We start from the raw sequence: 25,147 nt of genomic DNA, 5'->3' as shown, positions 1-25,147 counted from the left end.
CCGCATGTGGCGGACGAATTGAAATTACCCGCGAAGTAACATAGTAAGCCAGTTTAAAAACCTATGCGTATTTCTGCTCTCAAAGCTGGGTTTATCAGGTATGTAGTAACATAAGTCAGATTGCATGGGTAAGGTCCCGAAGTGCTGCAACAAATTAGCATTTAGAAGTCGCTTCGTCAGGATTGTCGAGCAAAAGACCAGACTGTTTTCTGACATGGCTTGTTGTATACAGAACAATTCCTGGTCAAATTTTTTGAATAAAATATTTGCTCTGTCTAAGCCATTAGCAGCCAGCCAGGCAGCTAATGGTGGTGCGGGCAAGGTGGAATTTTTCCATTCAGTGGTAAAAAGTACGATCGGTTCAGTAGACCAGCTTGGCGGCTTCATGCCACTAGCACCAAATACGTCGAATTGCTCATGGCTGAGAATATCGTTAGGTGCAACGACTGTAGAGTCGCCGTAGCGAATAGGAATGATATATGGTTGGTTTACCACAGCTTCACCTGTTGTCACTTCAACAGGAATATTCGGATAGGTTTGCGAAAATTCTTGCATCGCAGGGATTAATAACATTGAGGCCAATGATGATGTCGTTGTTACCCTCACCATGCGACCTGCTGTTTCAACTTCTAACAATGCGTTCTCGATTTTGCGAAAGCCATCAGATGTTGCTTTTGCCAGAACTCTGCCAGTTTCGGTCAATACTATCTGCCTTGTTTGTCGATGAAACAAATTAACATTTAACCTGTTTTCCAGATTTTTGATGTGGTGAGACACCGCAGTTGGCGTGAGCGATAGCTCTTCCGCTGCGAGCTTAAAACTGCCGCGGCGCGCTGCTGCTTCAAATGCTTTGAGCGCCTGTAACGATACCTGCAATGTCAATCTCCTAAATGCTGGTGTTTTGCTCGAAAGTATACTCTATAGATGATTTTTACTCATCTATTAGTGAATTCTTCTCGTTTGTGCTTATGCCACATTCAATACAAGATAGCTCTGTTGATAACACACTTTTTAACTAACGAAGGTAATGAATATGAGCACTGTATTGCACATAGATTCGAGTGTCAGAGCGATTGATAACCCAAACCCGAAGCATAATTCTATATCCAAAAATGTTGCGCTGAAGTTTATTAATACCTGGCGTCAGATTCGACACACAGATGAGTACATTTATCGTGATGTAGGCATGAACCCGCCGGGTTTTATTACTCAGGAGTGGATTGGCGCAGTGTTTACACCGGATGAAAAAAGAACCTCGGCACAAAAAGAAATTTTAGCGTTATCTGATCGTTTGATAGCTGAGGTCGCCAAAGCGGACATCATAGTTATTTCCACCCCAATGTATAACTATGGTATGCCAGCCCAGTTAAAATCTTGGTTCGATCAAGTTGTGCGGATAAATAAAACTTTCGACTTCGATCTGGCCCGCGGCGACTTTCCACTACGACCTTTATTGTCTGGTAAGGTTCTAGTTACAGTGACCTCCAGCGGCGAGTTTGGCTTTGAAAAAGGGGGCATCAGAGAATGTTCAAATCATCTACAACCTCACATGCGCACGCTCAGTAAATATTTGGGGGTAGAAAAAATCTATGAAATAGCGGCCGAGTATCAAGAGTTTGCTGATGAGCGACATCGAATGTCGGTGAGCAACGCCAACAAGCGGGCGCACAGCTTAGCGACAGAACTCGCAAACTCCGTCTAAGCATCATCATCAACGGGGCGTACAAAAGAGTTAGAGAATATATTTAATTGAAAAGCAATAGATTAGACGATTATTAATCGGGCAAACTTTCAAAAGTTAGATTATTAAACCACTGAGGCGTGACAATTACAGCAAAAACTAATTATTAAAGCCGAAACGTTTGCTGACCTTAAATTTATTTGTCCAAATATAGTTATAAAAATTATTGTAGATTTATCCTATGATAATTTAGTGACTAATGTATCAGTAAATAATGACAGGCTTTGTGGGTAATTGTACCGAATAAATAAGGTTAGGTTGCGCGAAGCCGCAACTTAACCCTATTGTTGGACAAGCTAGGAGCTTGAGTTGCGTATTAACATCATACCGATCACTCAATAACGCTATATAAACGCTTTGGGCGTTTGCTCTCAAACGGAGGATTTATGCAAGGCACAATTGCTCAATTACTTTCGATAGCTGCTCACGGAAATGAATACCTAAAAGGGCGTTTAAATTACGATTATTTTCCGAGCAGCTCGACTTTTAAATTCTGCAAATTCGTCAAGTTCGTCGATCTTCAAAGCTCAGGCACGAAGTGGCATGAAAGAGACTTTGCCAAAGACCCCAATGATTGGTTCAAAAAGCTTAAAGACACCGGGGTGGTTCAGTTTAGAGTACGATATATTTCTACTAATAATGAAGAAATTTCAGATCGAATGTCAGTTGGATTTGTAGGTGGCGGTGGTCGTTGGCTTATTGAGACAGTAAAGTCTGGAAAATCTGACTTTTGGGAAGCAGGCTGGGAAGTGGGGGACAGAGATGATCCAGAGCAGAATATTTGGCATGTAAAGTACGGGAGAATCTTAAAAAATAGAAATCAGCCGGAACAGGCTCTACCACCAGCTTCTGAGATTAAAGAACAATTGAAAGACATTCTTAAAAAAATTAGCGAGTTCGCATATAAAAACAACTGTGGTAACTTCGGACAATGTTTTGAGAGGGGGTTAAAAGCGCTCGAAGAGCCTCCTGCGTCAAGCGACAAGGAATACACAATATTTCCAAAAGGTTATGCTACACCAGAACATCACCAGCTCTTGAACGCAAGTCAGCGTGCATGGGTCTTTGGCGGAATGGGGTCATGGAATGACATGGGATTTAATGATTCGGCAATTCATAAAGAGTATGAAGAGCTATCAGACAAGCTATTTAATCTCATTAATTTGGCATTAATCGTCGCTTCTAATCCTTTTCCACGCCCCAAAGAACCGGTAGCGAACGAACACGTGGGTCGCAATAAAAAATGGTGGAAATTTTGGGCGAGGGGCTAACAATTAAATTCATGTAATTGGCATAACTTCGAACAAACTTTAGCAATAGAATCTTATCGCGATTTATTTGTTACTGACTTTAAAATACTAGAAACATCATTCGAAAATTGGGCTTAACTGTTTAAGTGCAACGTATGCGGCCAAACTGATGCTGAGCACGCTTTACCAATGGATAAAGCAAAACCGCTCGAAACGGCTCAATATATTAATGCCGAAGCTCAAACGAAAACTGGTTGGTATTCAAAATTATTTTGGCCTACCAGATAACAGTAAAAGCATCAGCAGGATATATAACTTTGTGCTGCACAGCTTATACAAATGGCTAAAAAGGCGCAGTCAAAGAGATAGTTTTAACTGGCGTGGGTTTAAAGATATGCTAGGATATTTTCAAATAAAACCACTACGGGTCAGCAAACGTTTGATAGCAGTAGACTGGTATTAGGGGCTTGTGATTTACACGGGCAATGATATTAACGAAGAGCCGGATGCGGTAATTCCGCACGTCCGGATCTGTATGGGGGCGGCTCAGCAATGGGGCGTTCTACCATGACTGCTTATTTGATCCAACTCTATCGAATTAATAGGGATTTTTATGAAAAAATTATCTGTGCTTTTAAGTTGTATTATGCTCATCTCAGGATGTACCACTTCTATGAAAAAAACTGATGTGATGCAAAGTAAAATTGAGGATGTAGATTATAAAAACTACTCAATTGGTGAAGTGCAAAAGGCATACGTTGGAGCACCAATAATTTCAAGAAAATCTTACAAAGCTATAATTAAGAAAAATATGTATCAAGCTCAAAATGACTTTTCATTGAAGGGAGGTATTGCAACTACGAGCATAAGTCTTAATGGAGCAACTGGCGATACTTTTAGAGTTGCTGGCATAAATGAAAATGATAACCCCGTTGTTAATATACCAGGGAGCATATTTATGTTCGGTATAGATAAAAGTGGTCAGTGGGATAGAACTGTAATGTCTCCTAGTTTTTGGACCTCGCCAATAGGTAGTGGAGAGCAGTACGAACTATTACCATCAGATACAAGTTTTGTAGCAGTGGAGTCAAAAATTCCTTTTTCTGAAGCTGGATATATCAATCATGAAATAATTTATACTGGCATTGGAGCTAATGGAATCAGTTTATTATATCGTGAGTACACTTTTGAGAATATGGCTCGTTCAGATTTTAAGCAAGAACTTGTATATCCAATCTCTTCTAAAGAGATTAGATTTAGAAACTATTTAATTAGCATTAATTCTGTTTCAGCATCGGAGATTGAATATACAGTTAAAGCCGAATAAACATAACAAGCAATTCAACAGGACAAATTAGAGTTGTCTATTTTCGTTCCTCAAATATTTTAGCCAACTCTAATTTGCGCGTTAATATGGGCGCATCTTACAGGGTGAAAGTCTTTGTCTGGTAAGGTCTAACCAACCACTAGTATCGAGTCTTGCGTGCCATGTTGATAAGATATGCTGATGACTTTGTCACGGCATTTCAATACCAACAGATGCTAAGCTGTTTGATTGGGTCTGAGTTCAGTTCTAATTTACTCGATAATTTGAGGTTTAGCCACCAATAAATCCTCCAATCAATATTGCTGTTTATTTATACAGTTGTAATAGAGGTATGCCAAAAACTCAAATTAGTTCTCGCTTTGTTTTTTAACAAGGTATCGGTTTTATGCAAATTAAATGTTTTAATAATATGATTTTTTTGTTTTTTTTATTACAATGAGTTTGAATAACGACCCTATATTTGGCTCGTTATGCAAGTTGGCTCGGTTTCTTTCCTAAAAGTTCTATACGATCTTCTAATGATTAAGATGTTGTGCTTTTGTAAGTTAATCTAGCTTTATTTATCAATAAAAAGGAAATAAAAAGAATGAAAAAGAAGTTTATACTGCTAGCGATAGTAAGTATGTTTATGACTGGTTGTGCTACGGTAAAGTATCAATCACCACCACCGATTGCCACAAACCATGTAACACATGAAGTAGCTAAATCTGATTTACTAGCACAAACTAATCATACACTAATGCACTTAAATCAAAGTGGAGATATTTTATACCAACAAAACTTTGGTGGCGGCGGAGCTGGAGTTGGAATTTTATTAGGTCCAATTGGTGTAATGGCAAATACTGCTGCGATAAAATCGAATACTGAAGATGATGTTGAAGTTTTAAAAGAAAAGTTGGTGTTTAATCCTAGTGAATTACTCAAACGATCAACTGATAAGCACCAATTTGAGCTTACAAGTGGCAATGCTGATTCAATAAAGTTAAGTCCTTATATATATGTATCTAAAACAGAAAATGAACAGCTGCTTTTTGCTTCTGCTCTTATTGTAGAAACCGAACCGGGTAAAAAAAGTAACTGGCTTGGAAAGTACATGTATCAAACCTCGTTAAAAATGGCGAAATCAGATATTGCCGACGGGGTAAGTCAGGAAGAATATGCTCTGTTGAAATCTGCATTAGAAAACGGCTTTGATGAGTTAATTCGCTTATATTCTGAAGATAGAAAAGGAAGTCTAAAAACAGAACAAGCATTAACGTTTATTAGTGATTTTGTTAGCCCAAGGTTCAACATTGAAATGGTAGGGGATCTAATACCTAGCGATGCAAACCGAGTTAATATCAGAACTGTTGGTGGTATTTATTCCCTTCCGAGAGATTCTGTTGAAGTAAAGTTTAAAAAATAAAAAACATAAAAAGGCGCTGTTGTCGCCGCTATCGCGGCTGGGGCGGCTTACGCTGCGCTTCAGCTGCCCCAAAGCTTTGCGTTAAACTTGTATTTCCGTATTAAAATTAAGTCGGCTATCTGGCTTTAGCCGACATTACATATCCTAGAGCCAAACTTCCGCTTTTGGCACATTCTTAACAGTCGATTTTTATAATATGTCCGTACATTTGTGATCCCACTAAAATGTAATAAACTTACGTAATTGCCATTCACAAAGTAGGCGTTGTCAAGGTATGGTTGTAATTTGTCAGGGTATGCTTGGGGCAACAATAATTGTTGATACAACCAAAAGCTGACAAATTGTAGATATAATATATCCATTATTTTCAATGAATTAAAAAATTACAATCATAAACTGACAAACGGAAATGCAAGCATAAGCTGACAATTTTTATGTAATAAAAAACCTTTTGTAATTTAATTACAAAAGGTTTAAAAGTGAAGCTACCTATGCGGCAGAATGTTTCTAGTTGTGGCTGATTACTTCCAGGCCTTTTATTAACTGTCTATTCGACAGGTTTGGTGATTATAGTCCTCTTTTTGTTCTGGGGCAATTGCCTTAGCTGATTGAGCAAGATAATATAAAACTAACTTGGCTGCTTTGAGCGAAAAGCAGATCTTAGTTAGCTTTTGGTTGAGCGTCGGCTCTCAGACTCAAAGTAGACACTTGGTTTTCTATCAGAATTTTGAAGACTTCAGTATGCCAGATCTAGCGGGCTGCGAGCATAGCCAAATTTAGAACCAATAACATGTGTGTAAATCTCAGTTGTTTTTACATCATTGTGACCAAGTAATTCTTGAACCGTTCTAATGTCAGTGCCAGAGCGCAGTAGCTAGTTGCAAAGGTATATCTAAAAGTATGAGCCGTCACTCGTTTATGTATGGCTGATTTTTTAACTGCTTGTCTGTGTTGCTTTCGAAATGCAGTTTCGTGAATATGATGGCGACAAATATAACCGTCTTGCGGATGTGCACAGCGAACACTGGATGGGAAAAGGTATTGCCAAGCAATATCTTTGGCCGCAGACTTGTATTTTTTGATCAAACTGATAGGCATTGAAGTAAGGCCAAAACCATCTTTTATGTCTTGTTGATGTAACTGTTTGGCTTTTTCAATTTGAGTCTGTAAAAAGACAATTAAATTTTCGGGCTACAATGTATAGCGATCTTTATTGCCTTTACCACGGAAGACAAAAATACTTTTATTATGAAAATCAATGTCTTTAATTCGCAATCTGAGTGCCTCATTTATTCTTAAGCCAGCACCAAACAATAGACTCGCTATGATTTGATATTTACCCGACAGATTAGAAATAATTAACATGGCTTCTTGAGTGCTTAAAACCGTTAAAGCGAATAAAGGCACGAACCCAATGCAAATAAGATTTTTCGGTTGCATAGCTATAATGCTTGGTTCTGAGTTCAGTTCTAATTGACTCGATAAATTGAGATTTAGCCACCAATAAATCCTCCAATCAATATTACTGTTTATTTATACAGTTATAATAGAGGTATGCCAAAAACTCAAATTAGTTCTCGCTTTGTTTTTTAACAAGGTATCGGTTTCATGCAAATGAAATGTTTTAACAATGTGATTTTTTTTGTTTTTTTATTACAATGAGTTTGCATAACGACCCTATATTTGGCTCGTTATGCAAGTTGGCTCGGTTTCTTTCCTGAAAGTTCTTATTGCTTTTTGACGAGTTAATGCTTAAGTTTATGAAATGATTAATTTAAACTGCATTAGAATGGCATTTATAGACTCAATGTTAAAAAGTTCTATACGCTCTTCTAATGATTAAGCTGTTGAACTAAGCCGCTGCGCGGAGTCGCAACCCCCCACCATTTGAGCCACACTTACCTATGGATTAATAACCAATCTGGAGGTAAGTGATCATGAATAATTTAATCCAACAAGTTAAAACGGAGATTGAATACAGAGGCTACTCTGAGCGTACCCGACTCAGTTATTGTGGACTACTAGAGCGAATAACACTTGCCATTGGTAAGCCCTTAAACGAAGCAAGTGATGAGGATTTGAATGCGTATTTTAGGCAGCCTTTTATCCGAAAGCTCTCAAAATCCAGTCTATTATTGCAAGTAAACAGTAACCGTCGGGTAAACCACACCTAGCTTTTGATATTCCAAGGTAGTAAATCATGGATTTGGCAATCCGGTTTGCAGATTTGGGTTAAACAGTAGCTAATATAATCGTAAGGTATTAATCCGTTGGCCTTTGCTGTTTCAATCATACTGTAGAGAATGGCGCTAGCGTTGGCACCACTTTTTGTTTGGCTAAACAGCCAATTTTTGCGACCAACCACAAAGGGTTTAATTGCCCGTTCAGCTCGATTATTATCAATGGATAAATGCCCATCATCAATATACCGAATTAATTTCTCCCATTGATTTAAACTGTAGTTTAGTGCTTCACCTAATTTGGATTTTGGTAAAGTATTGAGTAATGACTTTTCCAGCCAAGCTTTATATTGCTCGAGTAGTGGCACCGACTCTTTTTGCCTGATAGCCTGTTTTTCGTCTGCTGTTTTATCTTTGATTTTGGTTTCAACCCGATACAGCTTTTGGATATGGTTCAGTGCCCAATTCGCTTTACCGGTTTTGCCTTTGGGCTGAGCTTTTTCTGCTTCAATGAACTTACGTCTGGCATGCGCCCAGCAACCCGCTAATGTCGCTTTCGTTTGTTCGTAACCTTGATAGCCATCCACTTGTAAGTAACCAGTATAATCTTGCAAGAAATTAACCGGACAACTGCCACCGCGACTGGCTTGATATTCATATAAAACAATATTTCTCAATGGGTTATTTACAATAGGCGTATCTGTGCCTGTGCAATAAAGCCACATATAGGATTTTAGTTTGTCATCACTCACCACATTAACTGTGGTTTCGTCGGCCTGAATCACGCTTTGCTCAAGTAAGATTTGATGCAATTTGTCATACAGCGGTTTAAATAAACTGGCACATTTTATTATCCAATCAGACATGGTTTGCCGACTGATTTCTATACCATGTTGTTTAAACATGGTTTCTTGCCGGTAAAGTGGTAGTGCATATTGATATTTACTGGTAATGACTTGGCTTAATAGACTCGGTGTGGCAATGCCCTTAGGAATTGGGCTCGCTGGCATCGGGGCTTGTTTAATTTTGACTTGCGCAGCGTGATTTTCACAAGCTCGGCAGCTGTATTTTGGCCGAACATGTTCAATGACTTTGATTTGCGCTGGAATAAACTCGAGCTTTTCCGATTTATCTTCGCCCATTTTATGTAGTTTGCCACCGCAACAGTCACAGCTTTTATCTTCAATGTCGTGAACAATCACTTCGCGTGGTAAATCAGCAGGTAGTTGAGTTCGTTTGGCTTTTTTACGGGTATAAGTGACGGTTTGAGTTTCTGATTCTAAAGCGTTTTCTAACTCTGCAACCTCTTCTGCTTCGTTAAATAAGTCGCCTTGCGCAGGGTGGCCTTCAGCCGATTGGCCGAATTGTTTTTGTTGCGCTAATTTGAATTGTTCTTCTAAATACGTATTTCGAGCTTTTGCTTTTTCAAGCGCTTCTTGCTGCTCAAGTAACTTGCTTTCAAGCGCTTGGATACGTTTTTGTTGTTGAATTTCTAGCTCAGTCATAAGGTTATTTTACCTAGTAACTGTCTGTTTATCTGCATAATATTCAGATTAAAAGCTGATCAGGTATGATCTAAAGTTATAAGCTCAAGCTTGCTAAATTCAGAGTTTTATGACCGACAATATCAAAGCCATCGAGCAGCCAGTTTAGTTGCTGCTCAGATAAAACGAGTTGATTTTCATGCTCAGCATTGGGCCATTTGAACTTGTCTTTTTCTAATTTTTTGTACCAAAGTGCAAAGCCGGTGTTATCCCAGTAAAGGATTTTAAGTTTATCTTTACCTTTGTTGCAGAAGATAAATAAAGCACCACTCATAACATTCAGTGCCATTTCAGCAACGACTATATTGGCAAGGCCATTAATGGATTTTCGAAAATCAACGACTGGACGGTGCAGGTAAATTGCACCGGGTTCAACAAACATCTTCATGTGTTAACAGCCTGCATCAACTGACCGAGCCATTGTGCGTTAATATTTTCAGGCAGGTGCAATTGAGCTTCACCCATGGTTAGAATCAGCATATCTCCGGAAGGTCGCTGAACCTCTGTTGCCAGCGTGGTGACTTGAACAAAAGCAGATTCATGCTGATGATTTAATAAACCATCCCGCTTAAAATCACTGCGTCTGGCATAAAAGTTTTGAACATTAATCCGGTGCTGACGGGCAAATTCAGCAACGGATAAGTCACTATTTTGTTGTGCCTGAATCAGTTCAAACCATTGTTCACGAGTACGTCGTGGCATATCTAATCTCCAAAATAAATTGAGCGATTAGATTAGTTGGATTGTAAACTGATTAAAATGTGTAGTTTGCCGGACGCTTACAGTAAACAGTTTAAATTTTTTGTTTAAACACATACCGCACCGACCATTGAATTTAGAATTAGTCCTACCTAAACCCCGACAGGTTATCCCACAATACCTATCTCGCGCCGAAATTGCTTTACTTATAAAAAACTGTCATGAACTGCGTTTAAAAACCATGACAATGCTGTGCTATGGATGTGGATTGAGACTAAGAGAGCTGACACATGTCAAAGTCAGTAATATAGATGGCCAAAGAAAAACCATTTTTATTGAAAATGGTAAAGGCAATAAACAACGTTATGTGGTTGTACCCGAGACAGTGTTACATCAACTCAGAGTATACTGGCAAGCTTTTCATCCAACATACTGGATGTTTTATCCCCGCTGGCTTAACACGCAACCGATATCGCCTTCAGGTTACACCAAAGCCTTGCGAAAAGTGGCGAAGCGTATTGGACTAGAAGATAAGTGTAATATACATAAACTGCGTCATGCCTATGCAACCCACCAACTTGAAGCGGGTATGCCATTACATCAACTACAGCAACAACTTGGACACAGCAGTATAAAAACCACGCAATGCTATTTACACTGGTTACCCGAGTTAGGCCATGGCGGGATTGATTTGCTGGCGAACATGAGGTGAATTATGAAAACCATTCATCTAGCCGACATACTCAACCAAAGCTTAGAACACTATCAGCAAAACCACAAAATGAGTGTGCAACAAAAACGGGTATGTGGGCATATTCAATCGTGCCGAACAGGCGAACTTGGTTATCAAAACTGGCAATGTGAGCAATGCGGCCACCAAACACAAATTGGTTGTAGTTGTTGAGACAGACATTGCCCGAGGTGCCAAGGTCAAACCACGGAAATGTGGGTTGAAAAACAAAGTGACAATTTATTACCTTGCACCTACTTCCACTTGGTATTTACCTTGCCACATGAATTAAACCTGATAGCACAATATAACCCCAAAACCCTATATCAAAGTTTATTTAAAGCGGTGTGGCAAACCTTAACTAAATTTGCCAACAACCGACAACACGATCAATTGGGCATGACCTGTGTGTTACACACATGGGGACAAAACTTAAGCCAGCATATTCATTTGCATTGCTTAATCCCCGCAGGTCATTTAAATTCGAAGCAACAATGGCAAACGCTCAACAAAAACTACCTTTATCCGGTGAAAGCTTTATCTACTGTTTTTAAAGGTAAAATGTTAGCTGAGTTAAAGACCCAAGCCGTGAATTTAGAAGGTCTGAGTATTCCAAAAACATGGTGTGTGTACGCCAAACCTTGCTTAAGCCATAGCCAGAAATTATTGAATTATCTGGCGAGGTACACCCGAAAAGGCGTGATATCGGAGTCAAGATTAATTAATCACACACAAAGCTCGGTCAGCTTTAAATATAAAGATTACCGAGATAGCCACCAACAGAAGGTAATGACACTTAAAACAGACGAGTTTATCCGGCGGTATTTGCAACACATACTGCCTAAAGGCTTAATGCGAATACGCCACTATGGTTTTTTAGCCAATGCGTGTCGCAGGCGCAAAGTCAAGTGGATAAAAGCGCAGTGTAAAAGCCACAAGCTGAGTACAGAAAAGCCCAATGAAGAGAAAGCATCTCGTTGGTTATGCACTGAATGCAAATTAGGCGAACTTAAACTGATTAGTATTTTATTGCCAAGGCGAAAGTTAATAGAGCCAGCATTAACGGGCTGAAACTTTTAAGGCAATAACATTACTATATTTAATTAGCTCGTTGATTCGAGATAAGCCTTGCTGCGGCAAACAAAAATAAAGTTGCAATAGATAGACAAATTGGCTTAAATTAACGCTTATTAAGCGAACAAACACGCTAAAAATGGATTGATAAAATGCAAACAACAAGGAAATCACCAGCCATGCGAGCTCTGCTTGAAAAAGCAAATTCCTATAGCATAAATCAAACCAAACAAGAGTGGAGTTTGCCCGTTCAACAAGTGATTCATTCACACAAACTACGTGTGCATGAATACTAAAGCGTTACTGGTAAATACTCGTGAAAACAATATATGTGGTCTCTCATACAGAATCCGAACATCATTTAAGTGATCTTGTAGGCGGCTGGTATGACTCAGAGTTAACTATTCAAGGCATCTCAGATGCAAAAGTTATTGCTCAAGCACTAAGCTCTGAAGCGCAAATTGATTTGATTTATTCATCTGATTTAAAGAGGGCTAAATCCACTTCAGAATGTATTGCCGAAATGACTGGAGCGCCCATCACGACATCTTCCGCCTTAAGAGAAATGAGTTTCGGGGATGCTGAAGGAAAGGAGCAGTCTTGGCTCGACGAGAGAATAAGGCCTGAAGACGGTGCTAATCGTATGGACCACAGCATTGTTAATGGTGCAGAGACTAAAAGAGAATTTGTTGGGCGTATTTATCAATATCTGAATGGTATTGAATTAGCAGAAAACACAGTGATTTCAACTCACTCATTTGCAGCTACGTACGTTATTGCATGGTGGATCGGTATGCCACTTGAATCAGTGGGATACGTAAACTTCGGCATTAGACCAGGCAAAATTACAAAATTGGTAGAAGATGATTTTTTTAAGAATCGAGCAGTCGCCTACCTCAACCAGTAACAAAAACAGGCAATGGACGCGAAAAAGACCGCGCCAATGCTGTAAACGTTAGCTGTAAAACAGAATGAACGAATACTTCCTTGAGTTTAGTTTTGAAGACGGAATTATTATTCTAGAGAATGATGGTTACTCTGCTTGGGGGTATTTATTGAACCCTAATAGTAGAGAGTTGCAAAAAGATGTTTTCTTATACAGTCCGAGACCACCGGAACCTTTGATTGATAGGGAGTATATTAAAAACGGAAACCCTCCAAAGTTATGTGAGGAATACGCCGCGGAAGGATCATTTAAGAGTGATATCAAGGAGTCATCGCTCTCCGTAGTTTCTTCTGGGTTAGGCGATTATTGTATCCTCATTGATAACGAACCAATTGCAGCTATTTATAGTAATAAGAATCGGGGGTACTCCAAGTCACTTATTAAGAGTGGTGGCTATGGCATACCTTGGTGTAATAAAAAATATACGGCAGTGTTCACGTGACACAGCTAACAAAACAATCAACCGGACTCCGCTCGGTTATTGTGGCGTTAGGCTTTTTGTGAGTCATATTTAAAAAAACTACCATTTAGTAAAAGGAAAATGTTATGGGTATAAAAGAAAAAATTCTTGATTATCAAGTAACTCACGGGGTTTTCGATAATTCAACATTCGCAGGTACGGAAGGTATTGCTAAACGAGCCATAGCTGAAGGTTTTGATGCGTTGTCAGAAAAGCAAAAAGCAGTATTAGAACCATATTTATCTATTACGTGTTCAGGCATTACTGATCCGGGAGGGCATCACAATGATTGCGCTGCGGTATTAGAAGGTGAATCATTATTAGATGCGTATCATCGATGCGAAGATCCAGAGTATTTAATTTGTGATAGTTGCGATGATGAAGAGGGTTATTATGCGCATCAATGGGACAGAATATCTCAGGAATAAAGCCTAACAAACGCCTAACAGGCGCAAAAAGCTTGGCTTGCGTCACTTCGTTCCTAATTTTAGCCAAGCCTTTTGCGCCCATTAGTAAGGCGTTGAGACTGTAGAAAAACCTCAAAATATTGCTTTAACCACAGATCGGTTTGTGATCTAATAGGTGTATCAAATCTTCACAGGAGATTGATTTTGCCTAAGTTTATCCCCACCAACTACAACCAAACTAGCATGGTTGTTATTAATTACGAAGACCAACTGCAAGCCGGTACATTTGAACGTAACCGTCGGCTAAACCACACCTAGCTTTTGATATTCCAAGGTAGTAAATCATGGATTTGGCAATCCGGTTTGCAGATTTGGGTTAAACAGTAGCTAATATAATCGTAAGGTATTAATCCGTTGGCCTTTGCTGTTTCAATCATACTGTAGAGAATGGCGCTAGCGTTGGCACCACTTTTTGTTTGGCTAAACAGCCAATTTTTGCGACCAACCACAAAGGGTTTAATTGCCCGTTCAGCTCGATTATTATCAATGGATAAATGCCCATCATCAATATACCGAATTAATTTCTCCCATTGATTTAAACTGTAGTTTAGTGCTTCACCTAATTTGGATTTTGGTAAAGTATTGAGTAATGACTTTTCCAGCCAAGCTTTATATTGCTCGAGTAGTGGCACCGACTCTTTTTGCCTGATAGCCTGTTTTTCGTCTGCTGTTTTATCTTTGATTTTGGTTTCAACCCGATACAGCTTTTGGATATGGTTCAGTGCCCAATTCGCTTTACCGGTTTTGCCTTTGGGCTGAGCTTTTTCTGCTTCAATGAACTTACGTCTGGCATGCGCCCAGCAACCCGCTAATGTCGCTTTCGTTTGTTCGTAACCTTGATAGCCATCCACTTGTAAGTAACCAGTATAATCTTGCAAGAAATTAACCGGACAACTGCCACCGCGACTGGCTTGATATTCATATAAAACAATATTTCTCAATGGGTTATTTACAATAGGCGTATCTGTGCCTGTGCAATAAAGCCACATATAGGATTTTAGTTTGTCATCACTCACCACATTAACTGTGGTTTCGTCGGCCTGAATCACGCTTTGCTCAAGTAAGATTTGATGCAATTTGTCATACAGCGGTTTAAATAAACTGGCACATTTTATTATCCAATCAGACATGGTTTGCCGACTGATTTCTATACCATGTTGTTTAAACATGGTTTCTTGCCGGTAAAGTGGTAGTGCATATTGATATTTACTGGTAATGACTTGGCTTAATAGACTCGGTGTGGCAATGCCCTTAGGAATTGGGCTCGCTGGCATCGGGGCTTGTTTAATTTTGACTTGCGCAGCGTGATTTTCACAAGCTCGGCAGCTGTATTTTGGCCGAACATGTTCAATGACTTTGATTTGCGCTGGAATAAACTCGAGCTTTTCCGATTTATCTTCGCCCATTTTATGTAGTTTGCCACCGCAACAGTCACAGCTTTTATCTTCAATGTCGTGAACAATCACTTCGCGTGGTAAATCAGCAGGTAGTTGAGTTCGTTTGGCTTTTTTACGGGTATAAGTGACGGTTTGAGTTTCTGATTCTAAAGCGTTTTCTAACTCTGCAACCTCTTCTGCTTCGTTAAATAAGTCGCCTTGCGCAGGGTGGCCTTCAGCCGATTGGCCGAATTGTTTTTGTTGCGCTAATTTGAATTGTTCTTCTAAATACGTATTTCGAGCTTTTGCTTTTTCAAGCGCTTCTTGCTGCTCAAGTAACTTGCTTTCAAGCGCTTGGATACGTTTTTGTTGTTGAATTTCTAGCTCAGTCATAAGGTTATTTTACCTAGTAACTGTCTGTTTATCTGCATAATATTCAGATTAAAAGCTGATCAGGTATGATCTAAAGTTATAAGCTCAAGCTTGCTAAATTCAGAGTTTTATGACCGACAATATCAAAGCCATCGAGCAGCCAGTTTAGTTGCTGCTCAGATAAAACGAGTTGATTTTCATGCTCAGCATTGGGCCATTTGAACTTGTCTTTTTCTAATTTTTTGTACCAAAGTGCAAAGCCGGTGTTATCCCAGTAAAGGATTTTAAGTTTATCTTTACCTTTGTTGCAGAAGATAAATAAAGCACCACTCATAACATTCAGTGCCATTTCAGCAACGACTATATTGGCAAGGCCATTAATGGATTTTCGAAAATCAACGACTGGACGGTGCAGGTAAATTGCACCGGGTTCAACAAACATCTTCATGTGTTAACAGCCTGCATCAACTGACCGAGCCATTGTGCGTTAATATTTTCAGGCAGGTGCAATTGAGCTTCACCCATGGTTAGAATCAGCATATCTCCGGAAGGTCGCTGAACCTCTGTTGCCAGCGTGGTGACTTGAACAAAAGCAGATTCATGCTGATGATTTAATAAACCATCCCGCTTAAAATCACTGCGTCTGGCATAAAAGTTTTGAACATTAATCCGGTGCTGACGGGCAAATTCAGCAACGGATAAGTCACTATTTTGTTGTGCCTGAATCAGTTCAAACCATTGTTCACGAGTACGTCGTGGCATATCTAATCTCCAAAATAAATTGAGCGATTAGATTAGTTGGATTGTAAACTGATTAAAATGTGTAGTTTGCCGGACGCTTACATTTGAACATGCCATCCACTATTTAATTGAGCACAAACTCGATTTAAGCGTGTTTTATCCTAAATATAAAAATGATGAAAATGGCCGACCTGCCTACGACCCAGCTGTGTTGCTAAAAATCATTCTATTCGCTTATTCTAAAGGTATTACCTCAAGTCGCCAGATCCAATGGTGCTGCGAAACCAACATTATTTTTAAAGCGCTAAGCTGTGATAGCGTGCCGCATTATACAACGATAGCCGCATTTGTATCTGGGCGTTCGCAAGAAATAGAAAACCTGTTTGAACAGATTTTATTGATATGCCATCAACAAGGGTTACTAGGCAACGAACTGTTTGCCATTGATGGCTGCAAAATGTCATCAAACGCGGCCAAAGAATGGTCTGGTACGTTTAAAGAGCTTGAACAAAAACTCGATAAAATAAAACGGCAGCTCCGTCACTATTTAAACAAACACCAGGCAGAAGATAATAACGAACAAACAACAGAGGATGCTCAGCAAAAACGCCACGCGCAAATGATAGCCACGCTCAATCAAGCACACGATAAAATAGATAAATTTTTAAACACAAATAAGCCAAGACAAGGGCGAAGAAACAAAGAAGTAAAAAGCAATATAACAGATAATCAGTCGGCGAAAATGACCACAAGCAAAGGTACGATCCAAGGCTATAACGGACTGGCAACTGTGGATAAAAAACACCAAATTATAGTGGATGCACAAGCCTTTGGTGAAGGGCAAGAGCACTACAGTTTGCAACCTATCTTAAATGCAGTAAAAGCAAGATATAAACGCTTAAATATCAGCGACAATATTTATCAAACAGGCACAATCGTGACAGCAGATACCGGTTTTGCGAACGAAGCCAATATGAAATATTTACACGAAAACCAAATTAACGGTTATATACCGGATAACCAGTTCAGAAGCCGCGATCCCAAGTTTAGCGAGCAAAAAACAAAATATGGCAAACGCCATCAAGATGGTAAAAATAAAAAGCGTAAACAGACCATACCTGCGAGTGAATTTGACTTTGATCCAACCGCGCTTAGCTGTACTTGTCCGTCAGGCGAACGTTTAAGTTTTCGTGGTATTAAAGACAATGGCTCAGGTCTGACAACCATTTATTTTGAAGGTCGATTGTTGCAATGCAGGCATTGCCCAATTAAAAGCCACTGTATGCATAATCCAGACTCGGCTAATCATAGAAAAGGCAACGGTAGACAAGTATCATTTAGCTTTAAAAACGATAAAAAGCCGAATTATACAGACTGGATGAAACATAGGGTAGACAGCGAAAAAGGCAAACATATCTACAGCCACAGAATGTCGACGGTAGAGCCCGTGTTTGCCAATATAGGCACACAAAAACGGTTACACCAGTTTAGCTTGCGGGGGCAAACTAAAGTACAAGGCCAATGGCAGTTGTATTGTTTAGTGCATAATATAGAAAAACTGACGAATTATGGAACATTAAGCCATTAATGGGGGGATATGCCTAAAACTGCGCTTAACAAAGCTGAATACAAGGTTTAAACGCTGTTCAGTTTATTTATCGATTGGATATTATTTATCAAATGGTTGATCAATTAAAAAAAATAGGTAAAAGTGAGTTATAAATTAACAATTAAATAGATTGTGGTTGAACTCTAGTTTAAAAAAAGGGTTTTTCTACAGTCTCGTTAGTACTAAAAAGGAAAAGTCTTAATGAAAGGTATTTATCGAATTGTTATCGCTCTGGTTCTTCTAGTGGCAGCCATTGCGTCATACAGTATGGGAATTCAATCAGGTGTATTTTTATTCGTCATCTTGGGCTTTGTTTTAGAGGGCTTATTTTGGCTTGGTTTGTTTCCAATCAAAAGACGAAAAGAGACTTAGTTTCTTTGAATACGCAAAAGCTAGCCACTTTTTTAGACGTTCTGTGTTTATACTATTTTGGCTTTCTAAAGTTTATGGCCCGCAGCTTACGATTAAAACACAAACTTTCGTATCAATATTAAAAAGCGGGATGTAACTCCACCCAATTGAGGTAATTCCAATAATGCAAACCTTCGAGCTAATGGCGCAGTACAATCAATGGATGAATGAGCGAATTTTCGCGACTGCTGAAAAGCTCAGTGAGTTTGAATTGACGGAAGATAGAGGTGCATTTTTTGGCTCGGTTCTGGGCACTCTTAACCATATTCTTGTTGGTGATATTATTTGGTTGAAGCGATTCTCTGGTCACCCTAAAGATTTTTCATCACTGGTATACCTAAAAAACCGAGATGCACCTAAGTCCCTCACAGAAAAGATTCATGATGATTTATCAGATCTGCGTAGTGAAAGAAAAATCATTGATGAAATAATCGTCAATCTGTCAAAAGAAATAGAAGAAGCAGATGCTGACTTATCATTGGTATATTGCAATACAAAAGGTGAGAGTTTTAGTAAGAAATTCGGGTACCTTGTTCAGCATCTATTTAATCATCAAACGCATCACAGAGGTCAGGTTAGTACGATATTTACTCAGCTTGGGTATGATATAGGAGCCACCGATCTACTCTTGTGCATTCCGAGTGACCCTCGGTTATAACAATCAGCGGTAGCGCACTTTTCTTCGGACAGGTCTGGGGTTTATTTATACACAAAAAAAATGTCAACTCATGATTGTATTCTTCTTGGTCAGCCTATGTGTGAATTTTTAAGTATTTGCATTAAAACAAGAAAGGAGAGATAGATAAGTTGTCAGCTTATGCTTAAAACAGTAAAAAATTTGATTTGAGGTGGCGACCTCGCCAGCCACACCCCGGCACATGAGTCGCTCGCTGTGGCTGCTCCCTTCCGGGCCTGACCAGATTCACGAGGTATCATTGCGGGGGAACCAACAAGGTCACCATAATGCAACGCAGCGAATTATCCATATATCCTAGCCGATAGCAAGTTTATGCGCTTAAAAACTCTTTTTTATCGTCTGTTTGCTGGTTTTATCGCCAGTTAGTTGCTTTATTGGCGGCAAGATCGCAATAAAATATAAAGCACAGTATAATATGCTCAAAATTGAGCAATTAAAAAAACTTAACAAAGAGCACCCATTTTTATGCAAAGTATTACGGTAGCGCCAATTACTTCAGTGGCCGGTGAAGTAACTATTCCAGGTTCCAAAAGTCTTTCAAACCGAATTTTATTATTAGCGGCTTTGGCCAAAGGTAAAACCCACATTACTAACCTGTTAGATAGTGACGACATCCGTCATATGTTAACCGCGTTAGAAAAATTAGGCGTTCACTACGAACTTGCTAATAACAAAGCCGAATGTATTGTTACCGGTAACGAAGGGCCACTTAATTTTGATGGTGCGCTTGAACTATTTTTAGGTAATGCCGGCACCGCGATGCGTCCGTTGGCGGCGGCTTTATGTTTAGGCCAAGGTGAATTTGTGTTAACCGGTGAGCCGCGCATGTTTGAGCGTCCAATTGGTCATTTAGTGGATGCTTTGCAGCCGTTGGGAGCGCAAATTGAATATTTAAAAGACCCAGGTTTTCCACCATTAAAAATTAACGCAACTGGTTTAACGGGCGGAAAAGTACAGATAGATGGCAGCATCTCAAGTCAATTTTTAACTGCGTTATTAATGGCAGCACCATTAGCAAAAGATGATTTACATATAGAAGTAATCAATGAGCTTGTATCTAAGCCATATATCGAGATCACTTTGCACTTAATGCGTCAATTTGGTGTTGAAGTCAGCCACGACAATTATCAAAGTTTTTATGTAAAAGGCGGTCAAACCTATCAAGCACCAGGACGTATTTTAGTGGAGGGCGATGCCTCTTCTGCTTCGTACTTTTTAGCTGCGGCGGCGATTAAAGGCGGCACAGTCAAAGTGAATGGCGTAGGTCTTAAAAGCGTTCAAGGCGATGCCAAATTTGCAGAGGTCTTAGAGCTGATGGGCGCGAAAGTTGAATGGGCTGATGAGTATATTCAAGTTACAGGCCAAGGCCAGCTTACCGGCGTTGATGTGGATTTAAACCATATCCCAGATGCGGCAATGACCATTGCGACGACCGCTTTATTTGCAAAAGGGCCAACCGCTATCCGTAATATTTATAACTGGCGGGTAAAAGAAACCGATCGTTTGTATGCTATGGCAACTGAGTTACGCAAAGTTGGGGCCGAGGTTGAAGAAGGCGAAGACTACATTATTGTTAACCCACCTCAAGAGATCACAACGGCAGCAATAGATACCTATAACGACCACCGCATTGCAATGTGTTTTTCTTTAGCGGCAATGGGCGATAACCCTATTATTATCAATGATCCTAAATGTACCGCTAAAACTTTCCCTAATTATTTTGAGTTATTTGAGTCTGTTGTGCAGCATTAATTTGCTGCAATCCTCGTTAAATAAATCTAAATGGAATGTGGCGCGTATATTGTTAATGGACACAGTAGGGGAGACATTATGAACACGTATAAAAAACGCATTTTAGGCATTGCCATTTCGACATTTGTTTCAGCTCCGGTCATGGCGGACAGTGAATTAAGTGCAGGGGTTTGGTGGGTTTATCAAAATGGATCAGAAGGTGATGGGGCTGGCGAATTTGCCGATCCTGCATTTATCCTGTACGCAGATGACGATGGTTCACACGGACCATGGCACTTTAGCAGTGAATTGCGAGTGGGTAAGGGTTCTTTCACTAACCCTCAGTCAAATAATAGTGGCGACAACTTTGCGATTCATAAAGCTTGGCTAGCTTACGATTTTAATAAAAATACTCGATTAACCGTGGGTAAGTCGCAAGTTCCTTTTGGTTGGAAAACCAGTAATTTTTGGCCGGGCGATATGCTGATGGGTGGTTACGGTGACCAAATGGATATAGGTGCTAAATTATCGTCTAGCTGGCAAGATATTAGTTATCAGATTGCTTATTATCATCAGGACGACTGGGGCAAAACTAGTACCGACAGCACAGATGATAACGGTCACTGGGGTTCTAATGTTGAAGGAGCCGAAACCTACCGCAAGGGCAAAACCCTCGTTGCAAATGCTGACTGGCAACTTGCTGATGCTCATACGTTAGGGGTCTCTATACAATCGGGCCAATTAATGGATCTTGCGCGTTATGCAGCCACTGGAGAAGTTTCGCAGCAAGGTGAGCACAGCGCAATAGATTTACACTATATGTATAGCCAAGCCCCTTATACAGTTAAATACCGCAGCTTTTATACCGAGCGCGATTTTAGTGACTTTGATGTTTGTGGCAGTTGTCCAACCGACACGGTAGAAACCTTGCGTCATGCGGCGCACTTAGGTTTTAGCCAAGATGATTTTTATTACTTTTTTGAGCTAACTGCAGCGCAAAATGAACACAAGGACGCGGCAACCGATGATACTGTTTTTGCATTTGCACCCGGCTTGATTTATGACTATGGTCCAGGCTGGTTGTATTTTGAATATCTTTGGCAAGACGGATACATAGATCAGTTTGGTGGTGTAGGCGAGGGCGACTTTAAGTCTTTATATATATCATTTGACTACTACTTTAATTAATTTAAATGGGGCTTGTTTAAGCCCCTTTTTTAATTAATGGTTTGCACTATGGTAATGACATTTTTTGCGACGTCTTCAATGCGTTGAGACCTATCCATCGCCATTTTTCTAAGTACATTGTAGGCTTGCGACTCGCTCATTTTTTTCTCGTCCATTAATAAACCTTTTGCTCTTTCAACCCACTTTCGACCTTCGAGTTTTTCTTTTGCAGTTTGTAATTCAGACTCTAACTTTTGAATTTCGTTAAATCTTGAAATAGCCACTTCAAGTGTGGGGCCGACATGATGGGGTAACTTATCGCCAACGATATAGGCATTCAGTTTGGCATTTAGCAGGCGTTTGAGCATGCTTTCGTCCGAAAACTCAGTAAATACAACAATTGGTAACGGATTAATATCGCTTAAGATACGTAGTGACTGGATATTTTCCGACGTTAGGTGATCAACCTCTAAAACTAATAACGATGGTTCAATTTTTTGCATCGACTTTAAAAAGGGATCTGTAATCAGCATTACTGTCACTTGATAACCACAAGTGTTCAAAGCGTTTTTCAAGCCGCGGTCAAAATCTTCAGATTCAACCAGCAGTAACACGGATAAACCGTTAGTTTGAGTTGGAGGATACGTTCTTTGCATATTTTTAACAGCTCCTGTGCAGTTAAAAAATTCATCTGCAAAAAACAGACCGAACCATCATGTATTTATAAATAAAAATAAACACATGATTTTTATAGATTTATTTTATGACTCAGCGGGTGGGTAAAAAATCAGTAAACAAATGGCGGTGTAAACCTGCACACTTTGGGCGCAAACTGCGCCAAAGCGTTGCGCGTTATTAAAAATCGTATACCAGAGTTATCGTATTGCGCTTATTTTTATTGCTTGAGGTTTCGTTGGTATTGCGTTTATCTCTAATCGAGGCTTTTAATGAAAGCGAGCCGTTAATTTGCATGGTTAATGAGGTTTCAAATGTCGATTTGGTATTATAATCGCCGTCTTCAATTGAATAAGCTGCTCTAAAGTTAACCCCTTTCATCAGTTTGCGTTGATAAGTTGCTGCGCCCCTTAAAATAAATTGCGACCTAGGTTCTGCATCCCCCATGACCGGCATACCGTTTTCGTCATAAACCACATTATTACCGTTTAAGCGTTCGTTGTTTTCATTAACATTGTGGCGAATACTGTCAAAGGCATAACCAGGACCAATCGAAAAATCTAAAAAACCAGTCGCCGAGTCTAGCAGTCGAGTATTATAACCAGTCGCGAGAGACGCTTGATAATGAAACCCTGAAAATCTGTCGGTTTCGTAAGAACCAAAAGCTAATACAGCATCCCCTTTTTCGTTTAACTTATAGTTTGTTTGGGCTGATGCAAAGTACTTTTCTTTAGAGGTAACGTCTTTAGTGCGTTCATTGCCTTCGTCGTCAGTAAAAGAGATTTCGTCTTGTTTGAATAAAGAGTCAAATTCAAACTGATTCCGAAATGACTCGGTTTCAAAACCAACGTCTGTTTTAACAATAAAAGAGGTGGTTGACGTATTACCCGATGTCATTATGTACCCAAACTCGACCGATGCGGTAAACTCACCCAGTTTTTCTCTGTTTTCTGAAGCAAATAATGGAGCTGTTGCTAATAAACTGGTTATTACAACGCAGGATTTTAATTTTAGTACTGACATACAAATTAATTTTGCTAAATGTTTTAAGATTTAATCGCTATTGTAATGCTTTATTCATAATACTCAATAACGCTAAGAGGATCGGAGCTTAATTATACGGGGCTAATTGTAATTATATTAGTGTAAATGGGCAAGTTATCTAATCATACTTTATGGTATATAAACTCATTTTTTTGTATATAAAACATTATTTTTTATTTACAGCGTTTGTCAGCGGTTGCTAATTTCAAACATAGAACAAAAAAGGGCCGTAAAAGCCCTTTTCCACAAAAAACGCTTAGCCTTTGTACCCGTTAGGGTTGTTGCTCTGCCAACGCCAGCTGTCTTCACACATGCGCTCTAAACCAAACTCTGCTTGCCAATTTAGCTCGTTTTTAGCGGCAGAAGCATCAGCGTAACAAGCAGCTACGTCACCTGGGCGACGATCAACCAGCTTATAATTAATGGTTTTACCGGAGGCTTTTTCAAACGCTTTTACCATATCTAACACAGAATAACCTGTCCCTGTACCTAGGTTATAGGTAAATACGCCTTTGTCTTCTTTAATGCGATCAAGGGCTTTTAAATGACCAATTGCTAAATCAACCACATGAATATAATCTCGCACGCCTGTGCCGTCATGGGTATCATAATCATTACCAAATACACTAAGCTCGTCACGGCGACCTACTGCGACCTGAGTAATAAATGGCATCAGGTTGTTTGGTATACCGTTTGGATCTTCGCCAATACGGCCCGATTCGTGGGCACCAATTGGGTTAAAATATCGCAAGATGACAATTTTCCAATCCGGATCTGATTCTGACAAATCACGCAAAATTTCTTCAATCATTAATTTTGAGTGACCGTAAGCATTCGTTGGAATGCCTGTTGGCATGCTCTCAACTAATGGTAATGCCTGAGGGTCGCCATAAACTGTCGCAGATGAGCTAAAAACAATCGACTTTACATTATGTTTTGCCATCACCTGACACAGGTTAATAGTGCCGGTTACATTGTTATGGTAATAAGTTAGCGGAATTTGGGTGCTCTCACCAACGGCTTTTAAACCGGCAAAATGAATAACCGAATCAACTTTGTGCTGACTAAATATTTTATCCATGGCATCCGTATCTAAAATATCCGCCTGATAAAACGTTAGTTCTTTTCCAGTAATTTCTTTAACTCTGTTTAATGAAGTTTCTGAAGCATTGTGTAGGTTATCTACCACAATCACTTCGTCACCCTGATTAAGTAGTTCTAAAACCGTGTGGCTGCCGATATAACCAGCGCCACCAGTGACTAAAATGGTTGAACTCATTGATGCACCCTTTGCGTTTGTGAATTAGTTCTAAGTCTATCGAATATGCTTATATTAGCCAACATTTGATAATAAGTAAAACGTTTAACCCAATTAAAGGGTTTCGTACCCTATTATCAGAATTTAATGTTTATTCCGCATTTTGTTTACAAAGATTTTATATTATCACACATAATAATGTGTAATTTTTAATTTTTACGTATTTTACCTTAGCGTATAAGC

29 protein-coding genes, 1 other RNA gene and 2 pseudogenes are annotated in these 25,147 nt (G+C 39.5%); 17 read left to right on the top strand and 15 right to left on the bottom strand.

The genetic code is table 11. The features are described 5' to 3' along the window. Positions 1 to 24: 24 nt before the first annotated feature. Positions 25 to 876 carry a LysR family transcriptional regulator gene (locus tag C727_RS0111955; protein ID WP_017445883.1) on the bottom strand — a complete coding sequence of 284 codons (852 nt, stop codon included), beginning with the start codon at positions 874 to 876 and terminating at the stop codon, positions 25 to 27. A gap of 157 nt (positions 877 to 1,033) precedes the next feature. On the opposite strand from C727_RS0111955, the gene C727_RS18480 reads away from it, so the two are divergent. The 5 genes from C727_RS18480 to C727_RS0111930 all read left to right on the top strand — a co-directional run bounded on the left by C727_RS18480 (position 1,034) and on the right by C727_RS0111930 (position 5,723). After that, complete coding sequence (locus C727_RS18480) at positions 1,034 to 1,702, top strand: FMN-dependent NADH-azoreductase (protein ID WP_017445882.1); 669 nt, start codon at positions 1,034 to 1,036, stop codon at positions 1,700 to 1,702. 425 nt (positions 1,703 to 2,127) lie between these two features. Further along, positions 2,128 to 3,012 carry a hypothetical protein gene (locus C727_RS0111945; protein ID WP_017445881.1) on the top strand — a complete coding sequence of 295 codons (885 nt, stop codon included), beginning with the start codon at positions 2,128 to 2,130 and terminating at the stop codon, positions 3,010 to 3,012. Between the two features lie 148 nt (positions 3,013 to 3,160). Beyond that, a complete protein-coding gene (locus tag C727_RS18475) occupies positions 3,161 to 3,454 on the top strand; it encodes a group II intron maturase-specific domain-containing protein (protein ID WP_017445880.1) in 294 nt (97 codons plus the stop codon). Positions 3,455 to 3,604: 150 nt separating this feature from the next. Continuing rightward, entirely contained in the window at positions 3,605 to 4,318 is a 714-nt protein-coding gene (locus C727_RS0111935) for a hypothetical protein (RefSeq protein ID WP_155949233.1), read from the top strand. A gap of 586 nt (positions 4,319 to 4,904) precedes the next feature. Then, positions 4,905 to 5,723, top strand: a complete 819-nt coding sequence (locus C727_RS0111930; protein ID WP_017445878.1) for a hypothetical protein — start codon at positions 4,905 to 4,907, stop codon at positions 5,721 to 5,723. 736 nt (positions 5,724 to 6,459) lie between these two features. Here C727_RS0111930 and C727_RS20025 read toward each other — a convergent pair. From C727_RS20025 to C727_RS20010, 4 genes are all read right to left on the bottom strand, one after another. Then, positions 6,460 to 6,576: a hypothetical protein gene (locus C727_RS20025; RefSeq protein ID WP_237742343.1), complete on the bottom strand. Its 117-nt coding sequence runs from the start codon at positions 6,574 to 6,576 to the stop codon at positions 6,460 to 6,462. Continuing rightward, complete coding sequence (locus C727_RS20020; RefSeq protein WP_237742332.1) at positions 6,537 to 6,821, bottom strand: site-specific integrase; 285 nt, start codon at positions 6,819 to 6,821, stop codon at positions 6,537 to 6,539. Before C727_RS20020 ends, C727_RS20025 begins: the two co-directional genes overlap by 40 nt. Positions 6,822 to 6,914: 93 nt before the next feature. Then, on the bottom strand, positions 6,915 to 7,088 hold the full coding sequence (locus tag C727_RS20015; RefSeq protein ID WP_237742342.1) for a tyrosine-type recombinase/integrase: 174 nt from the start codon (positions 7,086 to 7,088) through the stop codon (positions 6,915 to 6,917). After that, complete coding sequence (locus tag C727_RS20010; RefSeq protein ID WP_237742331.1) at positions 7,072 to 7,224, bottom strand: phage integrase N-terminal SAM-like domain-containing protein; 153 nt, start codon at positions 7,222 to 7,224, stop codon at positions 7,072 to 7,074. Before C727_RS20010 ends, C727_RS20015 begins: the two co-directional genes overlap by 17 nt. A 436-nt stretch (positions 7,225 to 7,660) precedes the next feature. On the opposite strand from C727_RS20010, the gene C727_RS0111915 reads away from it, so the two are divergent. Then, positions 7,661 to 7,897, top strand: coding sequence for a phage integrase N-terminal SAM-like domain-containing protein (locus C727_RS0111915; protein WP_017445875.1), 237 nt, complete (start codon positions 7,661 to 7,663; stop codon positions 7,895 to 7,897). On the opposite strand, the gene tnpC (C727_RS0111910) is transcribed toward C727_RS0111915, so the two are convergent. The 3 genes from tnpC (C727_RS0111910) to tnpA (C727_RS18465) form a co-directional block, all read right to left on the bottom strand. After that, positions 7,894 to 9,408 carry an IS66 family transposase gene (tnpC, locus tag C727_RS0111910; protein ID WP_017445660.1) on the bottom strand — a complete coding sequence of 505 codons (1,515 nt, stop codon included), beginning with the start codon at positions 9,406 to 9,408 and terminating at the stop codon, positions 7,894 to 7,896. The two genes, C727_RS0111915 and tnpC (C727_RS0111910), sit on opposite strands and share 4 nt — an antisense overlap. Before the next feature lie 76 nt (positions 9,409 to 9,484). Next, complete coding sequence (gene tnpB, locus C727_RS0111905) at positions 9,485 to 9,835, bottom strand: IS66 family insertion sequence element accessory protein TnpB (protein WP_017445661.1); 351 nt, start codon at positions 9,833 to 9,835, stop codon at positions 9,485 to 9,487. Continuing rightward, complete coding sequence (gene tnpA, locus C727_RS18465; RefSeq protein WP_017445662.1) at positions 9,832 to 10,149, bottom strand: IS66 family insertion sequence element accessory protein TnpA; 318 nt, start codon at positions 10,147 to 10,149, stop codon at positions 9,832 to 9,834. The genes tnpB (C727_RS0111905) and tnpA (C727_RS18465) overlap by 4 nt, the downstream gene beginning before the upstream one ends. Positions 10,150 to 10,249: 100 nt before the next feature. Here tnpA (C727_RS18465) and C727_RS0111895 point away from each other — a divergent pair, with 100 nt between their 5' ends. From C727_RS0111895 to C727_RS0111870, 6 genes and pseudogenes are all read left to right on the top strand, one after another. Beyond that, positions 10,250 to 10,858 (top strand): tyrosine-type recombinase/integrase, encoded by a 609-nt coding sequence (locus C727_RS0111895; RefSeq protein ID WP_155949232.1) that lies wholly within the window; start codon positions 10,250 to 10,252, stop codon positions 10,856 to 10,858. Beyond that, positions 10,859 to 11,947, top strand: a pseudogene (locus C727_RS18460) (IS91 family transposase). Positions 11,948 to 12,102: 155 nt separating this feature from the next. Continuing rightward, the gene (locus C727_RS19660) at positions 12,103 to 12,246 is read left to right on the top strand and encodes a hypothetical protein (RefSeq protein WP_162131390.1); all 144 of its coding nucleotides are present in this window, start codon (positions 12,103 to 12,105) and stop codon (positions 12,244 to 12,246) included. A 20-nt stretch (positions 12,247 to 12,266) separates the two neighbouring features. After that, positions 12,267 to 12,857, top strand: coding sequence for a histidine phosphatase family protein (locus C727_RS0111880; protein WP_017445870.1), 591 nt, complete (start codon positions 12,267 to 12,269; stop codon positions 12,855 to 12,857). A 64-nt stretch (positions 12,858 to 12,921) separates the two neighbouring features. Next, on the top strand, positions 12,922 to 13,338 hold the full coding sequence (locus C727_RS0111875; protein WP_017445869.1) for a hypothetical protein: 417 nt from the start codon (positions 12,922 to 12,924) through the stop codon (positions 13,336 to 13,338). Positions 13,339 to 13,442: 104 nt separating this feature from the next. Further along, positions 13,443 to 13,784, top strand: coding sequence for a hypothetical protein (locus tag C727_RS0111870; protein ID WP_017445868.1), 342 nt, complete (start codon positions 13,443 to 13,445; stop codon positions 13,782 to 13,784). Between the two features lie 293 nt (positions 13,785 to 14,077). On the opposite strand, the gene tnpC (C727_RS0111860) is transcribed toward C727_RS0111870, so the two are convergent. The 3 genes from tnpC (C727_RS0111860) to tnpA (C727_RS18455) all read right to left on the bottom strand — a co-directional run bounded on the left by tnpC (C727_RS0111860) (position 14,078) and on the right by tnpA (C727_RS18455) (position 16,333). After that, entirely contained in the window at positions 14,078 to 15,592 is a 1,515-nt protein-coding gene (gene tnpC, locus C727_RS0111860; RefSeq protein ID WP_017445660.1) for an IS66 family transposase, read from the bottom strand. Positions 15,593 to 15,668: 76 nt separating this feature from the next. Next, entirely contained in the window at positions 15,669 to 16,019 is a 351-nt protein-coding gene (gene tnpB, locus C727_RS0111855) for an IS66 family insertion sequence element accessory protein TnpB (protein ID WP_017445661.1), read from the bottom strand. Beyond that, positions 16,016 to 16,333 carry an IS66 family insertion sequence element accessory protein TnpA gene (tnpA, locus tag C727_RS18455; protein WP_017445662.1) on the bottom strand — a complete coding sequence of 106 codons (318 nt, stop codon included), beginning with the start codon at positions 16,331 to 16,333 and terminating at the stop codon, positions 16,016 to 16,018. The genes tnpB (C727_RS0111855) and tnpA (C727_RS18455) overlap by 4 nt, the downstream gene beginning before the upstream one ends. Positions 16,334 to 16,412: 79 nt before the next feature. Between tnpA (C727_RS18455) and C727_RS0111845 the strand changes: the two are divergent. The 3 genes and pseudogenes from C727_RS0111845 to C727_RS0111835 all read left to right on the top strand — a co-directional run. Then, positions 16,413 to 17,900, top strand: a pseudogene (locus tag C727_RS0111845) (IS1182 family transposase); the annotation flags it as partial. Positions 17,901 to 18,122: 222 nt separating this feature from the next. Continuing rightward, complete coding sequence (locus tag C727_RS19685; protein ID WP_017445865.1) at positions 18,123 to 18,293, top strand: hypothetical protein; 171 nt, start codon at positions 18,123 to 18,125, stop codon at positions 18,291 to 18,293. A gap of 163 nt (positions 18,294 to 18,456) precedes the next feature. Next, entirely contained in the window at positions 18,457 to 18,990 is a 534-nt protein-coding gene (locus tag C727_RS0111835; RefSeq protein ID WP_017445864.1) for a DinB family protein, read from the top strand. Positions 18,991 to 19,187: 197 nt separating this feature from the next. Here C727_RS0111835 and ffs read toward each other — a convergent pair. Then, positions 19,188 to 19,284: signal recognition particle sRNA small type (gene ffs, locus C727_RS19375), an RNA gene on the bottom strand. A 210-nt stretch (positions 19,285 to 19,494) separates the two neighbouring features. Here ffs and aroA point away from each other — a divergent pair. After that, positions 19,495 to 20,781: a 3-phosphoshikimate 1-carboxyvinyltransferase gene (gene aroA / locus C727_RS0111830; RefSeq protein WP_017445862.1), complete on the top strand. Its 1,287-nt coding sequence runs from the start codon at positions 19,495 to 19,497 to the stop codon at positions 20,779 to 20,781. 78 nt (positions 20,782 to 20,859) lie between these two features. Next, a complete protein-coding gene (locus C727_RS0111825; protein WP_017445861.1) occupies positions 20,860 to 21,948 on the top strand; it encodes a porin in 1,089 nt (362 codons plus the stop codon). Between the two features lie 29 nt (positions 21,949 to 21,977). Here C727_RS0111825 and C727_RS0111820 read toward each other — a convergent pair whose 3' ends face one another. The 3 genes from C727_RS0111820 to galE form a co-directional block, all read right to left on the bottom strand. Then, positions 21,978 to 22,583 carry an ANTAR domain-containing response regulator gene (locus tag C727_RS0111820; protein WP_017445860.1) on the bottom strand — a complete coding sequence of 202 codons (606 nt, stop codon included), beginning with the start codon at positions 22,581 to 22,583 and terminating at the stop codon, positions 21,978 to 21,980. A gap of 199 nt (positions 22,584 to 22,782) precedes the next feature. After that, positions 22,783 to 23,625, bottom strand: coding sequence for a DUF481 domain-containing protein (locus C727_RS0111815; RefSeq protein ID WP_017445859.1), 843 nt, complete (start codon positions 23,623 to 23,625; stop codon positions 22,783 to 22,785). Positions 23,626 to 23,902: 277 nt separating this feature from the next. Continuing rightward, positions 23,903 to 24,925: a UDP-glucose 4-epimerase GalE gene (galE, locus tag C727_RS0111810; protein ID WP_017445858.1), complete on the bottom strand. Its 1,023-nt coding sequence runs from the start codon at positions 24,923 to 24,925 to the stop codon at positions 23,903 to 23,905. Positions 24,926 to 25,147: the final 222 nt, after the last annotated feature.

It is taken from the genome of Gayadomonas joobiniege G7 (assembly GCF_000300815.1).
In the GTDB taxonomy this organism is placed as follows: domain Bacteria; phylum Pseudomonadota; class Gammaproteobacteria; order Enterobacterales; family Alteromonadaceae; genus Catenovulum; species Catenovulum joobiniege.
Note: the sequence above shows the minus strand (reverse complement) of the source record. Positions and strands in the feature narration are given on the sequence as shown.

Bases quoted from the DNA above. Each gene is read 5' to 3' on its own strand.
- tnpA (WP_017445662.1), bottom strand. From the start codon at position 10,149: ATGCCACGACGTACTCGTGAACAATGGTTTGAACTGATTCAGGCACAA.
- C727_RS0111870 (WP_017445868.1), top strand. From the start codon at position 13,443: ATGGGTATAAAAGAAAAAATTCTTGATTATCAAGTAACTCACGGGGTT.
- tnpC (WP_017445660.1), bottom strand. From the start codon at position 15,592: ATGACTGAGCTAGAAATTCAACAACAAAAACGTATCCAAGCGCTTGAA.
- C727_RS0111935 (WP_155949233.1), top strand. From the start codon at position 3,605: ATGAAAAAATTATCTGTGCTTTTAAGTTGTATTATGCTCATCTCAGGA.
- C727_RS0111835 (WP_017445864.1), top strand. From the start codon at position 18,457: ATGCAAACCTTCGAGCTAATGGCGCAGTACAATCAATGGATGAATGAG.
- C727_RS19660 (WP_162131390.1), top strand. From the start codon at position 12,103: ATGCAAACAACAAGGAAATCACCAGCCATGCGAGCTCTGCTTGAAAAA.
- C727_RS19685 (WP_017445865.1), top strand. From the start codon at position 18,123: ATGAAAGGTATTTATCGAATTGTTATCGCTCTGGTTCTTCTAGTGGCA.
- C727_RS0111820 (WP_017445860.1), bottom strand. From the start codon at position 22,583: ATGCAAAGAACGTATCCTCCAACTCAAACTAACGGTTTATCCGTGTTA.
- C727_RS0111915 (WP_017445875.1), top strand. From the start codon at position 7,661: ATGAATAATTTAATCCAACAAGTTAAAACGGAGATTGAATACAGAGGC.
- tnpC (WP_017445660.1), bottom strand. From the start codon at position 9,408: ATGACTGAGCTAGAAATTCAACAACAAAAACGTATCCAAGCGCTTGAA.
- C727_RS18480 (WP_017445882.1), top strand. From the start codon at position 1,034: ATGAGCACTGTATTGCACATAGATTCGAGTGTCAGAGCGATTGATAAC.
- tnpA (WP_017445662.1), bottom strand. From the start codon at position 16,333: ATGCCACGACGTACTCGTGAACAATGGTTTGAACTGATTCAGGCACAA.
- C727_RS0111875 (WP_017445869.1), top strand. From the start codon at position 12,922: ATGAACGAATACTTCCTTGAGTTTAGTTTTGAAGACGGAATTATTATT.
- C727_RS20020 (WP_237742332.1), bottom strand. From the start codon at position 6,821: ATGCCTATCAGTTTGATCAAAAAATACAAGTCTGCGGCCAAAGATATT.
- galE (WP_017445858.1), bottom strand. From the start codon at position 24,925: ATGAGTTCAACCATTTTAGTCACTGGTGGCGCTGGTTATATCGGCAGC.
- aroA (WP_017445862.1), top strand. From the start codon at position 19,495: ATGCAAAGTATTACGGTAGCGCCAATTACTTCAGTGGCCGGTGAAGTA.
- C727_RS20015 (WP_237742342.1), bottom strand. From the start codon at position 7,088: ATGTTAATTATTTCTAATCTGTCGGGTAAATATCAAATCATAGCGAGT.
- C727_RS0111815 (WP_017445859.1), bottom strand. From the start codon at position 23,625: ATGTCAGTACTAAAATTAAAATCCTGCGTTGTAATAACCAGTTTATTA.
- C727_RS18475 (WP_017445880.1), top strand. From the start codon at position 3,161: ATGCTGAGCACGCTTTACCAATGGATAAAGCAAAACCGCTCGAAACGG.
- C727_RS0111930 (WP_017445878.1), top strand. From the start codon at position 4,905: ATGAAAAAGAAGTTTATACTGCTAGCGATAGTAAGTATGTTTATGACT.
- tnpB (WP_017445661.1), bottom strand. From the start codon at position 9,835: ATGAAGATGTTTGTTGAACCCGGTGCAATTTACCTGCACCGTCCAGTC.
- tnpB (WP_017445661.1), bottom strand. From the start codon at position 16,019: ATGAAGATGTTTGTTGAACCCGGTGCAATTTACCTGCACCGTCCAGTC.
- C727_RS0111945 (WP_017445881.1), top strand. From the start codon at position 2,128: ATGCAAGGCACAATTGCTCAATTACTTTCGATAGCTGCTCACGGAAAT.
- C727_RS0111825 (WP_017445861.1), top strand. From the start codon at position 20,860: ATGAACACGTATAAAAAACGCATTTTAGGCATTGCCATTTCGACATTT.